Below are 14250 nucleotides of genomic sequence, written 5' to 3'. Positions count from 1 at the left end.
CAAATGTTGTGTTGTTGGCTTTTTCTAATTTTAGGTCAGGCACTGTTCGTTATGCGGGAGCGTGGCTCAGCCCTGCTTGTTGCTCGGGTTCTGCAGACGGAATTTTTCCTTGCGCTCGATCTGGACCACTTGGGCGTTGTGCACCGTGATTTCAACCGCGCCGAAGCGCAGGTCACGCAGCGCGCTTTGAATTTCACGCAAAATGCTTGCTTCGTCCTGGCCGTCAACGCTACGTAGAGATGCGCTCATGTTCGTGCTCCTTGAAAGATGTGCCGCAGCGTGGGGGCGGCCGCTGCTTGTGGCGTGAGCGCGATATTAAAGACGTGGAGATATTCTTAAAAAGACTATTTAAGAATGCAGATATAACCAAAAGGCATTTGGGGAGTGAGTATGCAGGCGGTCGTTGGTTCGTAAGAGCCGGCTTGCTGGCGAACCGGGTGCGTCAGCCGCCAATGATGTGCTTGACCCATCGCGTTCGCCAGCAAGCCGGCTCCTACGGATGGGTGTGCAACCCAGGTTTAAGGTGTGACGCCGCGCCTACAAAGGCATCACTTGCCTTGCCGCCGTATCAGGCAGAGACAAACACCGGCGCATGCTGCCAGTTGATCTGCTCCGCCGGCATGGGCCGCGCGAACCAGTAACCCTGGCCCAGTTCGCAGTGGTGCTTCAGCAAAAAACAAGCCTGATTGGCCTGCTCGATGCCTTCTGCCAGCACGCGCATGCCCATGGCCCGCGCCAGGGCGATGATGGCGTTGACGATCGCGATGTCGTCATCGTCATGCGGCAGACCGGCAACAAACCCCTGGTCGATTTTCAGCTTCTGCACCGGCATGCGCTTGAGCCGCAGCAGCGACGAATACCCTGTGCCGAAATCGTCGATGGACAGCTTCAGACCCAGATCCCGCAGCCGGTGCATCTGCTCAATGGCTTGATCGGGGTCGTCCATGATCGCGCTTTCGGTGACCTCAAGCTCCAGAAACTCCGGGGCCAGGCCGGTTTCGTTCAGCACCTTGGCCACCCGCCGATCAAGATCGCCACGACCGAACAACCGGCTGGACACGTTGACCGCGACGTAGGAAATCTTCACGCCCTCCGCCAGCCACTCGCCCATCTGCCGGCAAGCTTGGGTCAGCACCCAGTTGTCGATGTCGGCAATGAGCCCGCTTTGCTCGGCAATGGGGATGAATTCACCTGGCGAGACCATGCCGCGCGCCGGATGCTGCCAGCGCACCAGCGCCTCGACGCCCTCGATGCCACGGCTGTGAAGGTTGTGGATTGGCTGGTAAACCACCCGCAGTTCGTTCTCCTCGACAGCCTGTCGCAGCTCGGCCGCCAACTCGACACAGCGCTGGGCGTGGGCGGTCAGTTCGGCGGTGTACAGCGCGTAGCTTTCACGGCCTTGATTCTTGGCCTGTGACAACGCGGCGTCGGCGTTACGCAACAACTGCTCGGCGGTCAGCGCATCGTGGGGGAAAATGCTGATGCCGACGCTGGCTGTCAGAAACAGCGATTGCCCGCTGATGAGAAAAGGTTCCCGCAGCCCTTCCAGAATGCTTTGCGCCAGCTCCGCCGACTGGGCGACCTGCTGGGCGTTTTCGAGCAGAATCGCGAATTCGTCGCCGCCCAGCCGCGCCAGGGTGACGCCCTTCTCCAGATGAGTCTGGAGCCGCTCGGCAGCGGCTTTCAGCACTTCGTCGCCGGCATTGTGGCCGAGGCTTTCGTTGATGTGCTTGAAGTGGTCCAGGTCGACGAGCAACAGCGCCAGCGTGCGCTTGTTGCGACGGGCGTGGGTGTGCGCCTGTTCGGCGCGGTCAGTGAACAGCAAGCGGTTGGGCAAGCCGGTCAGCGGATCGTAATGGGCCAGATGCGCCAGCTCGCGCTCGGAATGCTTGATCAAGGAAATGTCGGAAAACACCGCGACGAACTGGGTGATTCCACCTTGCTCGTCTCTGATCGGACGAATGCTTTGCCACTGCGGGTAGATTTCGCCGCTTTTACGGCGGTTCCAGATCTCGCCGCTCCATTGCCCGGCGCTGGTAATGGTCTTGAACATCCGTTCGTAGAACTCGGGGCCATGGCGCCCTGATTTGAATTTGCTCGGCCGCAGACCCAGCACTTCATCCTGCTGATACCCGGTGATCTCGCTGAAGGCGCGGTTCACGTGCACGATCACGCCCGAGGCATCGGTGACCAGAACGCCTTCGCGCGTGGTGTCGAACACGGCCGCCGCCAGTCGCAGGCGCTGCATGTCCTCGTCCCGGCGCGCCAGCTCGGTGACGCCCACGGATGACAACAGTCGCGAGCGGGCCAGATAAATCAGCACCGCGCTGAGGGCCAGCCAAAGATAACTGCCGACCTGTTGCGCCCGCCCCAGCAGGGTCGGGTCCTCGATCAGTCGCGGCAGCGCCTGGTCAATGACCGCCGACCACCCAATCGATACAGCCCCGTACAACGTTGCGGTGCTTAGCGCATTCCGGGTAATGCTCGGCATAGAGAGACCAACTTTGCGAAAGTAGGAAATTATAGAACAGGAAACATCTTGCGACGCTTATCTACAAGACCCACTGTTTTTATCTGTGAGCTAAGTGATAATGCGTGCTTCTGTCTCAGGGTCTGCTCAGGCGGATCCGTACATCGCACGTGTTACAACCGAGGGCAACTCAGCCTATGTGGAACAACGGTCTGCTCGACCTTTCTGTCTGGCAATTGGTCGCAGTCACCCTGGCGATGACACACATCACCATCGTCGGCGTCACGGTCTATCTCCATCGCTATTCAGCGCATCGCTCCCTGGAACTCAACGCCGGGCTCAAACACTTTTTCCGTTTCTGGCTGTGGCTCACCACGGCACAGAACACCCGCGAGTGGACCGCTATCCACCGCAAGCACCACGCCAAATGCGAAACCGTCGATGACCCGCACAGCCCGGTCATCAAGGGTTTGTCGACTGTTCTGCGCAAAGGCGCCGAGCTCTATCGCGCCGAAGCGGAGAACCCCGAGACCCTGCGCATCTACGGCAAAAACTGTCCCGAGGACTGGATCGAGCGCAACCTGTATTCGCGCTATCCCCTGTTGGGCATCGCGATCATGGGCGTGATCGATCTGGCGCTGTTCGGCGTCATCGGCATCACCGTCTGGGCGATCCAGATGATGTGGATTCCGGTGTGGGCGGCGGGCGTGGTCAATGGCCTTGGCCATGCGGTCGGCTATCGCAACTTCGAATGCCGCGACGCTGCCACCAATCTGGTGCCCTGGGGCATTTTGATCGGCGGCGAAGAGCTGCATAACAACCACCACACCTACCCCAACTCGGCCAAGCTGTCGGTCAAGCGCTGGGAGTTCGACATGGGCTGGGCGTGGATCAAGGTGTTCAGCTGGTTGCGTCTGGCGAAGGTACAGCGGGTCGCGCCAATCGCGCACCGTGTGGAGGGCAAGGGCCATCTGGACATGGACACGGCGATGGCCATCCTCAACAACCGTTTCCAGATCATGGCTCAGTACCGCAAGCTGGTCATCGCGCCGTTGGTCGCCCAGGAACTGACGAAAGCCGATGCCTCCGTACGTCATCAGTTCCGCCGCGCCAAACGCCTGCTTTCCCGCGAGCCAAGCCTGCTTGAAGACAAGCATCAAGCGCGCATCCAGACCATGCTGGAGCACAGTCAGGCACTCAAAGTGATCTACGAAAAACGACTGGCGTTGCAGCAGATCTGGGCGAAGACCAGCAGCAATGGTCATGACATGCTGGCGGCCATCAAGGACTGGGTTCACGAGGCCGAAGCCAGCGGTATTCAGTCGCTGCGTGACTTCGCCGACCAGCTTAAAACCTACTCGCTGCGGCCTGCCCACGCTTGATGCCGTTGATCGGTGACCACTCGTCCGGGTGGCACCGATCGGAACTTAGTGCCATTACTCCTATCTCACTAACACCTTCGCACTATGCTGTGTGACATGTTGTGGCATGCGCCGCACCTTATTCCGAGATGCAGTGCTCATGGACAACCAGACTCCCCACGTTGAGATTCCCGCCGCCGCAGAAACCCTTCTGGCGCTGATGCATGCCCAGGCGGAAGTCGCGCGCCTCAGCGAGCGCGAGCAGCTGTTCAGTTCTCTGCTGGTCAGCGTCAACGCCGTGTTATGGGCGTTCGACTGGCAGACGCAACGCATGATCTATGTCAGCCCCGCCTACGAGCGCATTTTCGGCCGATCCGCCGGTTTGTTGCTTGCCGACTACAGCGAGTGGCGCGACAGCATTTACCCCGACGACCTGGACTACGCCGAGCGCAGCCTGAGCGAAGTGCTCGAAAAGGGCTCCATCGAAGACCGCGAGTACCGCATCATTCGCGCTGACGGCCAGGTCCGCTGGCTGAGTGACAAATGCTTCGTCAGCCATCAGGCCGAGCACAGCCAGCGCCTGATCGTGGTCGGCATCGCCGAAGACATCACCGAGAAGAAGCACCTCGAAGACGAGCTGCAGCGCCTGGCCACCACCGACGTGCTCACCCAGAGCAGCAACCGTCGGCACTTCTTCGAGTGCGCTCAACGCGAGTTCGAGCAGGCACGCTTGCAGGGCACGCCGATGGCGTTCCTGCTGCTGGACGTGGATGATTTCAAGCTGGTCAACGACACCTACGGCCACCAAGAGGGCGATCTGGTGCTGCAACGCATTGCCGAATGCGGGCGCAAGACGCTGCGTCGTGGTGATCTGTTCGGGCGGATTGGCGGGGAAGAGTTCGCCGCCGTGTTCCCAGGCTGTGCGCCGGAAATGGCCGCGCAGATTGCCGAGCGGTTGCAGCGTGAGATTCAGCGCCTGAGCTTTCAGTGCAACGACAAAACCTTCGGCATCACCGCCAGCCAGGGGCTGACCAACCTCGGCGAGCAGGACCAGAGCCTCGAAGCGCTCTACGCACGTTCTGACGCTGCGATGTATCAGGCCAAGCGCCAGGGCAAGAATCAGATTGTGCTGGTGTAAGCCTGCTCCTCTGAAATCAACATCCCGGCTAAGCCACCGCCTTGCTGCGCACCCCTTCCAGATCTGACTCGCTGACCTTCAACAGCCGCGCCGATTTGCTTTTCGCCAGTGCCTCCAGCGGGTCCTCAAGCCCGAGCGAGCCCATCTGTCCCGCCACATTCATCGCCAACACCTCGCGGGTAAAAACGCCGGTGTTGTATTGATATACCGCCGCGATCAACTCACGCAGCTCCAGCGGCAGCCGCCATCGCGTGCGCAACGCCGAGCCGAACGAGGCCGAATACTGCGCCAACGCGCGGCGAATGGTTGCCTCATCCAGCGCACCGCCGGCGATCAACCAGTCCTGCAAACAACGCAACACCGTCAGTTCGCCCAGGCCCCTGAGCAAACCCGCGCAGTAACAGCGCTGGTGATCGAGATCCAGCTTGCGTGCCAGCGTCCGCGCGCAGTCGGCGGTGCGTTGCGAGACCTCCCAAATTTCGGTGGCGTGCAACAACAACGCTGCATCCGTCAGCACCGCGCCACGTTTGAGGGCCAGACCTTGGACCAGATTGACGCTTTGGGTGGCGCCCAATACGGCGAGCGCCTGCCCCAACGTCTGCACGGGCTTGCCCTGATGGTGCGACGCGCTGTTGGCGGCGGCAATCAACAACGCGGTGACATGGGGGTCGTGGGTCAGCGCCTGTTCCAGCAACGTCAGATCCACACCCGACGCCCCGCGACTGCTGGCCACCGCCGCCCTCACGTCGACGAACAGCGGCCCGCCGTCGGCCACTTCGCGACGCTTTTCCAGAAACGCATCCAGCCCGACACCCGGCGCCAGCGCAGGCACCGCACAGGCAACCTGCGCGCCGTCCTGCAACAGCAGCGTTTCCAGCCGATGGCGCAGCCCTTCCATGTTCAGGGGTTTGGTAAGGTAGGCAGTGGGCGCCAGTTGCACGGCCTCGCGGACACTGGCGCTGTCGCTGCGACTGCTCAACAGAATGAAACGAACCGGCGGCTGGCGACGCAACTGCCGCAGCCCGCGCAGCAGACTCAGGCCATCGACGCCCGGCAACTCGCGGGAGGCGATCACCAGGTCCGGGATGAACCCGCTCATCAGTTCTATGGCCTCCCGGCCGTTCGAACAGATGTCCAGCTGAGCGTCGCAACGCACATCCAGGACCAATTCATTGAGCATCTCGCGAGCCCAAGGGTCAGCTTCTGCGATCAACACGCGGGGAACGGCTAGCGCCTCTACATCGGTCATCATGACTCTCCGGCATCAGTCCCTTTACCTTAGTCAAAGACTGGGCAGGGAGACAGATCGAAAGAAAGTTTTCTGACGTCAACAAACGAAAAAACCCGCCGAAGCAGGTTTTTTCTGATGAAGCGGTCACATTCTTATCAAACGTGCCCGCGGCTCATCGGCATGAAGTCAGGCAATTTCAGCGAAGCATTCTTCGATGATCTTCAGGCCTTTGTCCAACTGCTCGTCCGGCGAGGTCAACGGGACCAGCACGCGCAACACGTTGCCGTAAGTGCCGCAGGACAGCAGGATCAACCCCTTGTCACGGGCCTTTGCGATCACTTGCGCGACGGCAGCGGCGTTCGGCTTGTGGGTGTCGCCATTCTCGAAGCACTCGACGGCGATCATGGCGCCCAGCGCGCGGACTTCGCCGATGACCGGGTACTTGGCCTGGATGGCGCGCAGGCCAGTGACCAGACGCTCGCCAACGGCTTTGCAACGATCCAGCAGATGCTCTTCTTCGAACACTTCCATCACCGCCAGCGCAGCAGCACACGCGACCGGGCTGCCGGCGTACGTGCCGCCCAGGCCGCCCGGGGCGATGGCGTCCATGTATTCGGCCTTGCCGCAGACGCCGGCCAGCGGGAAACCACCGGCGATGGATTTGGCGAAGGTGGTCAGGTCGGCGCTCACGCCCATCTGTTCCATGGCGAAGAAGGTGCCAGTACGGCCAGCACCGGTCTGCACTTCGTCAGCGATCAGCAGAATGCCGTGCTTGTCGCACAGTTCGCGCAGACGCGCCATGAACGCCTTCGGCGCGACGTAGAAACCGCCCTCACCCTGCACCGGCTCGATGATGATCGCGGCGATGTCTTTCGGCTCGGCGTCGTTCTTGAAGATGCGCTCGATACTGGCGATCGAATCGTCAATGCTGACGCCGTGCAGCTCGTTCGGGTAGATGGCGCGGAAGATACCGCCCGGCATCAGGCCCATGCCGGCCGAGTACGGCACGACTTTACCGGTCAGACCCAGGGTCATCATGGTGCGGCCGTGGTAAGCACCGGTGAAGGCGATGACGCCCGCACGGCCTGTCGCGGCGCGGGCGATCTTGACGGCGTTTTCAACCGCTTCGGAACCGGTGGTGACCAGCAGAGTTTTCTTGGCGAAATCGCCCGGCACCTTGGCGTTGACCTTCTCGCACAGCTCGACGTAAGGCTCGTACGCCAGCACCTGAAAGCAAGTGTGGGTGAGCTTGGTCAGTTGCTCTTGCACGGCCGCGATGATTTTCGGGTGCAGGTGACCGGTGTTCAGTACCGCAATGCCGCCCGCGAAGTCGATGAACTCGTTGCCTTCGACGTCGGTGACGGTGGCGTTCTTCGCGGACTCAGCGAAGATCGGGTGAATTTGACCAACGCCGCGTGGGACTGCAGCTTCGCGGCGTTTCATCAGGGATGCGTTAGTTTTGCTCATCATTTCCTCATTCGCCGCTCATCGGGCGGCGCGGTTCAAGGATCAAGCAGCGGGGGTCAACAGCGACAGCATACGATGATCGACTGTCGCGGCCTCCCGGCCACCAATAGGTTGGTGCCACTGAAACCTGCGAAACGGCGCTCTCGCGTCCCGCAGGTTGTCGAACAGTTACTTCACTCTGTCACTCAGCGGGTTCAGATGCTGAGGCAGAGGTATTTGATTTCCAGATAATCTTCGATGCCGTACTTGGAGCCTTCACGGCCAAGACCGGATGCTTTGACGCCACCGAACGGCGCCACTTCGTTGGAGATCAGACCGGTGTTGATGCCCACCATGCCGTACTCCAGCGCTTCAGCCACACGGAACACGCGGCTCAGGTTCTGCGCGTAGAAATACGACGCCAGCCCGAACTCGGTGTCGTTGGCCATGGCGATCACTTCGGCTTCATCTTTGAAGCGGAACAGCGGTGCCAGCGGACCGAAGGTTTCTTCCTTGGCCACGGCTGCGTTTTTCGGCACGTTGACGAGGATAGTCGGTTCGAAGAAGTTGCCTTCCAGGCTGTTGCCACCGCTCAGCACTTTCGCGCCTTTGCTCAAGGCGTCAGCGATGTGTTCCTTGACCTTGGCCACGGCTTTTTCGTCGATCAACGGACCGGTGGTCACGCCGTCGGCCAAGCCATCACCCACTTTCAGCTTGGCGACGGCAACCTGCAACTTCTCGGCGAAAGCGTCGTAGACCGCATCCTGCACGTAGATGCGATTGGCGCACACGCACGTTTGGCCGTTGTTGCGGTACTTGGAAATGATCGCGCCTTCAACGGCCTTATCCAGGTCAGCGTCGTCGAACACGATGAACGGCGCGTTGCCACCCAGCTCCAGCGACACCTTCTTGATGTCGTGGGCGCATTCAGCCATCAACTGGCGACCGATCTCAGTCGAGCCGGTGAACGACAGCTTGCGCACGATCGGGTTGCTGGTGAGCTCGCTGCCGATATCGCCTGCGCTGCCGGTCACCACGCTGAACACGCCAGCCGGGATACCCGCGCGCTCGGCCAGTTCAGCCAGCGCCAGTGCAGAATACGGAGTTTGCGAAGCAGGCTTGAGCACCATGGTGCAGCCTGCCGCCAGCGCGGGGCCGGCCTTGCGGGTGATCATGGCCGCGGGGAAGTTCCACGGCGTGATCGCCGCGGTGACACCGATCGGCTGCTTGAGGACGATCAGGCGCTTGTCCGGCTGATGGCCCGGAATCACGTCGCCATAAATGCGCTTGGCCTCTTCGGAAAACCACTCGATAAAGGAAGCGGCGTAAGTGATTTCGCCTTTGGCCTCGGCCAGTGGCTTGCCCTGCTCAAGGGTCATCAGGCGACCGAGGTCGTCCTGGTTTTCAATCATCAGTTCGAACCAGCGACGCAGCTTGGCGCCACGCTCTTTGGCGGTCAGCGCACGCCAGGCCGGCAACGCCTTATCAGCGGCCTCGATGGCGCGGCGGGTTTCAGCAGCGCCCATCTTCGGCACGGTGCCGAGAATCTCGTTGGTGGACGGGTTGTTGACCTTGATGGTCTGGACACTGTCGGCATCAGCCCAGGCGCCATTGATGTACGCCTGCTGGCGGAACAACTTCGAGTCTTTGAGCTGCATTGCGGCCTCCTGAACAGCACCGCGCGCGGCGGAGCGAATGGTTGTGTGCGGGCACCTCGACCGAGGCCGCCGCTGGATATAACTGTCGCCGGCCCTGATTGGAGAATAGAAGAAAGGCCGGGCGGGGCGTTTGAAATCTCAAACGAATCCTAGGGACAACAGGGGTAAAGGACAATAGTGCGTTCGAAAAAAAGAACGGCTGGGCTTGGGGTGAGGATGAATTCGGATCAGCGTAGCTGGGAGCATGCGTATGGGGTTGTCATGTGGGGGTGCCGATACGGCTTGGCTTGGTCTCACTAAATTGTTAACGGCGGGTCATCGGCATGGACGCGTGCAGGCCAGATGAGTATTATGGCGCCCGCGTTGCACCTGTAGCTCAGCTGGATAGAGTACTGCCCTCCGAAGGCAGGGGTCATGGGTTCGAATCCCGTCAGGTGCACCAAGATCATGTTTCTAGTTGTCTGCTGATGCCTATGAAACGCCCAACGGAGCCCGCCCTGTGCGGGCTTTGTTGTTTCTGCATGTCTCCCCTCTATAACACCTTAGTGCCCTGCATCCGAGGGACTACCCCTGGGAGATCTGAGAACTGAGGGGATACAGGCCTGCGAAACGGTCTGAAATTAGACGCAAGCAACCTTGCGACACTGCACTCGTGAGCATAGAACCTGAGACCCGCGAATATCGAGAGCTCGACGGTGACAGCTCTACCTGAAAGTTAAGTCGGACGGTCAAACATCTCGGCAACTCCGGTACAAGAACCAAGCGGGTAAATGAAGCTGGCTCGGCCTCGGGGGGTATCCGACTGTGGAAGAGCTTGCCAAGCTATCAATAATTACGAAGGCGGCAGCCCGGTTCGAACTGACCAGCATCGCACCGGGGATCAATGCCACAGATCTTGAACTCCGTCTTGAAAAGATGGTGGCAGATGAAGCTTTACTGACCGCGGCCTGCGCTGCTTACAGCGTCTGTGAGACTCAATGCATGGCGGCTGTCCGGGCTGGAGAACGGCTTACCGTCGTGTGGGCATGAGGGATGTGAAGGCAATGCCTGACGCAAGTTCACGACGCTGTTGCAGCGCCTCATCAAAGCTGGCGGCGTTCCTGCTGTAGATATATCAGCATCAATTCAAACTGCTGTACTTGGCGAGATTATTGCCGTCACTTCGGGAGGCGTCATGCCGGCACCTGATCGCTATTAGCGTGAGTTTCAGTTGAAGCAAGCTTAGGCGACGATTTCAGCATTTTCAAGCCGCTTCCGTGCGGCTTTTTTGTACTGCAGTGAAATCTTAAATACCAGTTTCGATTGTTCAATCCCTCCACGACCACAGGAGTCATTGACGCCCACTGTCAAACTTCAGTGCCTAACTGAAGAGCGCTTTTAGTAGGTCATGGGGTGATCTAGAAAATAGATGACATTGTTGTGGATGTCGTTGATGAGGTTTTGATTGTCCTCAAATAAAGCTACTGCATATTCTTTAAATTCGGCTAAACTTTCTAAATTATTTAGCAAGCCCTGCATCACATTAGCCTGGCATCTACCTACAGCACAAATCATAATCGTGCTGAATAGTTCAAGTTTTTCTTTTGTAAAGTCCATGCTACGGAATCCTGAATGGACAGAGTCGTTCCGAAAATCTCGAACTTCTTTGACTAACTCAATAAGCTGTTTCTTCCAGTATTGATATCTAGGATGGCTTTCTAACTGTGTTTTAGTTGAAGCCGTTATTATCCATTGCTGTTGTCCGTTTGGAAATCCTAAAAATAACCTAACGTAGCTCTCTACGCAATTATCGTTTTCATCTGCCTTTAATAGTGCCTCTAGGGCAAACCACAAAAATAGGATTCTCAACTGAGGATTTGTCTCATTCTTGCTATTTCTCGCCCAATGTAAAGACCGCCTATATCGGTCGCAAAGCTCATTTTTGAGTGCAAGTAAATAAACTGTAGCATCAACATATTGTGTGCTGCCATTATGCATCACGAACGAAAGAGATGGCTGAAAGCCCGTTCTTGTAATAGGCGTGATTTCGCCGGATGACAGGTCTTTTATGAGTCCAATTCGAGACGTCTTTATTGTGGATATCGAATACTCCATAGACTTGAAATCAAGGACTTCAAGGAATCTGGTGTCAGCAGCATGTATGGCTTCGCTAGGATTCCCGCAATCCACTATTGTAGCAATCCTCGCACATACTTTATGCTTTTCGTAGTCAAGCCCGTTTTCAGCTGCGGACTTTTCAAACGCGCCAACTTCATATTGGGTATCAGCCGAATAAGATCGAAGCTCAACAGAGCCAAAGTTTAAAGTGGATGGAAGAGTAAAGCTTTTGTCATCCAGAATTCTCACAACCAAATAGCTAATCATAAGCACCTCTGAATAGAATGTGCGAGCTTAGTTATGAATATTTGCTTGAACTGCTTAGCGTACCGAGCAGTTAATGTTATGTGGTTTTTTGATAGGTACTTTGCTAGCGACAGAGCTATGATGTAGCTTCTTCGCACCATACAAACCTCAATAATAGTTGACAGTCGATCAGTACTTAATTGACCGTTAAGCAACTCGCAGCATGTATTTTCGCAGGCCTTGATGTTATTTTGTGAATGATAATAGCGCAAACGGTACCAGTACACTTCACTACTATCTTTTGTAGAGCTGGTTAAAAGTTTATCGTATTTATAAACCCAATCATTATCAAAAGTTGCGATCGCTATCGTATAACCGAGTCGTATCGTTTTTGGATGATCAGGCCCCAGCTGGCACAGCTCTAAAAAGAAATACTTGGCCTCCAACAATCTCCCACCCTTTACTAGCGCATCGATATAGTCCGTAAGTCTTTTCAGATATTTTCGGCTACTCTTAGCTGTAGTTCTGTAGATCTTTTCACTCTGCTCCAAAGCTTAACCTCTTCCTATAGGCTACCTATCTACGATTGTTTTCTGGCGGCTCACCGCACCTGCATCGACTCTATATATGTGTGAGCAGCTCAATTGCTATCTAGAAGATAGCGGAACGGATGAATAGAATCGAATGTTAATTATCATTTTTTGGGGAGGGGCTGGAAGCTCAATAACGTCCAGCTCAGATCGTGCTCCGGTTGAAGCTGTGAGGAGCTTTTCGCCAAGTGCAGCTTTAGGGAAGGTCTGAAGTAGGCACGCGTTTTTAACAGCCCCGTTGCTTGAGGCTCAAAAAATGTCGACTCAATCGAAAATTAGACCTTTTGCTCTCTCAATCCCCGCTTTTTTCTGCGTACAAGCGCTTTTCAGCACTCATTTTCCGCATTAAAGGCGTACCTCTCCTGCATTGAGTAATCGTTTTCGCATCATCCACAGGTTCGACAGAGCAAACAGCGTGGTCTGCTGCGCAGTGTTTTTCAGCAGGCCTCGGAAGCGTACTTTCGTATAACCAAACTGGCGCTTGATTACTCGAAACGGATGCTCAACCTTGGCGCGCAGTTGAGCTTTCGCGTATTCGATTTTGCGACGCATGCGCCCGATCAGACTCTTCTTTGCATGCTTTTTATAGCTGCTGGGCCGCGCAGCAATCGACCAGATCATTTGGCGATCTTGATGCTCGGGGCGCTTTTCGACGCCGGTGTAACCGGCATCGCCAGAGACGTAAGTTTCTTCTCCGTGCAGTAACTGATCGACCTGGGTTACGTCCGCCACATTCGCCGCAGTGCCCACTACGCTATGCACCAAACCGGATTCGGCATCGACACCGATGTGCGATTTCATCCCGAAATAGTATTGATTTCCCTTCTTGGTTTGATGCATTTCAGGGTCGCGTTTGCCGTCCTTGTTCTTGGTCGAACTCGGCGCATGAATGATCGTCGCATCGACCACGGTGCCTTGGCGCAACAACAAACCACGGTCGCCCAAATAGCCATTGATGACCTGCAAAATCCCACCGGCCAGCTCATGTTTTTCGAGCAATCTGCGGAAGTTGAGGATCGTGGTTTCGTCTGGAATCCGATCCAGATGCAGCCCGGCAAACTGGCGCAGAATCGTAGTTTCGTACAGCGATTCTTCCATAGCTGGGTCGCTATAACCGAACCAGTTCTGCATCAGATGAACCCGCAACATCGCCATCAACGGGTATGCCGGACGACCACCTTCTCCCGTTGGATAGTGCGGCTCGATCAGTTTGACCAAGCCATTCCAGGGCACGACCTGATCCATCTCGATCAGGAAGCGTTCACGGCGGGTTTGTTTGCGTTTGCCAGCGTATTCGGCGTCAGCGAAGGACATCTGCTTCATCGGGACTCAACCGTTCAGTGCTTGGGACTGGCGTATTTCACCAGATTTGGAAGTCTTTTTCAGAGTTTCCTTAGGTTATTTTCAGCCGACCAGGCTTGCAAATCGAGCCGGTCAAATTCGATGCAAACGACTCGTAAAGTCAGATGCAAAGGGGTAGCCACTTCAGTGCCATAACCCAAAGCGGCAAGCGACGTTCCGCATGCAAGAAAGCAGCTGGGTCAGATTGTGCACCATGGCCCGCCGCACGTCGGCTACGGCATCATAAAATTGCCGCCTCTCGCAACAGCAAATGGAAGGCTGAAAGGGTTTCGCAATAACAGCGTCCTATCGAAGCGCGCCAGCAGTTTTCTCCTGGCGCGCGCCATTGTCCCCCACCACACCTGCGGTCTAAACAGGTCGCTTTTTCTGCATTACCTTCACGGTTTCAAGCAGGCGGCCTTGCTGGGCTGCGCAGGCATCCAAAGAAGCGAAGCCTCCCCTGCAAAATCCTGCAGGTAGGTAGATTTTCAGAACGGCACACCGCCACGTGCACAACGTTCTTGACCTAGCTATATTGCTTGTCTCATACATCTAGGCTTGGGACGGCTCAAAGGGGCTTGGGAGGGCTTGATGATTGTTCTCTGGATCACTAAAAATTGAGTAAAAAAGCAGTAGTGACTAAGAAACATCAACCTAGTGGATTAATATCCA

10 protein-coding genes and 1 tRNA gene are annotated in these 14250 nt (G+C 56.8%); 4 read left to right on the top strand and 7 right to left on the bottom strand.

Annotation, left to right across the window (positions count from 1 at the left end; translation table 11 throughout):
* Positions 1 to 66: 66 nt before the first annotated feature.
* Positions 67 to 249 carry a sulfur starvation response protein OscA gene (oscA, locus tag OKW98_RS02665; protein ID WP_065990977.1) on the bottom strand — a complete coding sequence of 61 codons (183 nt, stop codon included), beginning with the start codon at positions 247 to 249 and terminating at the stop codon, positions 67 to 69.
* A 319-nt stretch (positions 250 to 568) separates the two neighbouring features.
* Positions 569 to 2491 carry a phosphodiesterase DibA gene (dibA, locus tag OKW98_RS02660; RefSeq protein WP_265387864.1) on the bottom strand — a complete coding sequence of 641 codons (1923 nt, stop codon included), beginning with the start codon at positions 2489 to 2491 and terminating at the stop codon, positions 569 to 571.
* 176 nt (positions 2492 to 2667) lie between these two features.
* Here dibA and desA point away from each other — a divergent pair, with 176 nt between their 5' ends.
* Both desA and OKW98_RS02650 read left to right on the top strand, forming a co-directional pair.
* Positions 2668 to 3852 carry a delta-9 fatty acid desaturase DesA gene (gene desA, locus OKW98_RS02655; RefSeq protein WP_265387863.1) on the top strand — a complete coding sequence of 395 codons (1185 nt, stop codon included), beginning with the start codon at positions 2668 to 2670 and terminating at the stop codon, positions 3850 to 3852.
* Between the two features lie 139 nt (positions 3853 to 3991).
* A complete protein-coding gene (locus tag OKW98_RS02650; protein WP_265387862.1) occupies positions 3992 to 4969 on the top strand; it encodes a GGDEF domain-containing protein in 978 nt (325 codons plus the stop codon).
* A gap of 28 nt (positions 4970 to 4997) precedes the next feature.
* On the opposite strand, the gene OKW98_RS02645 is transcribed toward OKW98_RS02650, so the two are convergent.
* The 3 genes from OKW98_RS02645 to gabD form a co-directional block, all read right to left on the bottom strand.
* Positions 4998 to 6221 carry an HDOD domain-containing protein gene (locus OKW98_RS02645; protein WP_265387861.1) on the bottom strand — a complete coding sequence of 408 codons (1224 nt, stop codon included), beginning with the start codon at positions 6219 to 6221 and terminating at the stop codon, positions 4998 to 5000.
* A 165-nt stretch (positions 6222 to 6386) separates the two neighbouring features.
* Positions 6387 to 7667, bottom strand: a complete 1281-nt coding sequence (gene gabT, locus OKW98_RS02640; RefSeq protein ID WP_265387860.1) for a 4-aminobutyrate--2-oxoglutarate transaminase — start codon at positions 7665 to 7667, stop codon at positions 6387 to 6389.
* 194 nt (positions 7668 to 7861) lie between these two features.
* Positions 7862 to 9304: an NADP-dependent succinate-semialdehyde dehydrogenase gene (gene gabD / locus OKW98_RS02635; protein WP_265387859.1), complete on the bottom strand. Its 1443-nt coding sequence runs from the start codon at positions 9302 to 9304 to the stop codon at positions 7862 to 7864.
* A 365-nt stretch (positions 9305 to 9669) separates the two neighbouring features.
* Between gabD and OKW98_RS02630 the strand changes: the two genes are divergently transcribed.
* A tRNA-Arg gene (locus tag OKW98_RS02630) sits at positions 9670 to 9746 on the top strand.
* Between the two features lie 362 nt (positions 9747 to 10108).
* Positions 10109 to 10333, top strand: a complete 225-nt coding sequence (locus tag OKW98_RS02620; protein WP_265387858.1) for a hypothetical protein — start codon at positions 10109 to 10111, stop codon at positions 10331 to 10333.
* 348 nt (positions 10334 to 10681) lie between these two features.
* Here OKW98_RS02620 and OKW98_RS02615 read toward each other — a convergent pair whose 3' ends face one another.
* Together OKW98_RS02615 and OKW98_RS02610 are read right to left on the bottom strand one after the other, a co-directional pair.
* A complete protein-coding gene (locus OKW98_RS02615; RefSeq protein WP_265387857.1) occupies positions 10682 to 11668 on the bottom strand; it encodes a HEPN domain-containing protein in 987 nt (328 codons plus the stop codon).
* Positions 11669 to 12582: 914 nt separating this feature from the next.
* On the bottom strand, positions 12583 to 13560 hold the full coding sequence (locus OKW98_RS02610; protein WP_265385849.1) for an IS5 family transposase: 978 nt from the start codon (positions 13558 to 13560) through the stop codon (positions 12583 to 12585).
* Positions 13561 to 14250: the final 690 nt, after the last annotated feature.

The organism is Pseudomonas sp. KU26590, assembly GCF_026153515.1.
Taxonomy (GTDB): domain Bacteria; phylum Pseudomonadota; class Gammaproteobacteria; order Pseudomonadales; family Pseudomonadaceae; genus Aquipseudomonas.
This window is presented reverse-complemented; position numbering and strand designations above follow the sequence as displayed.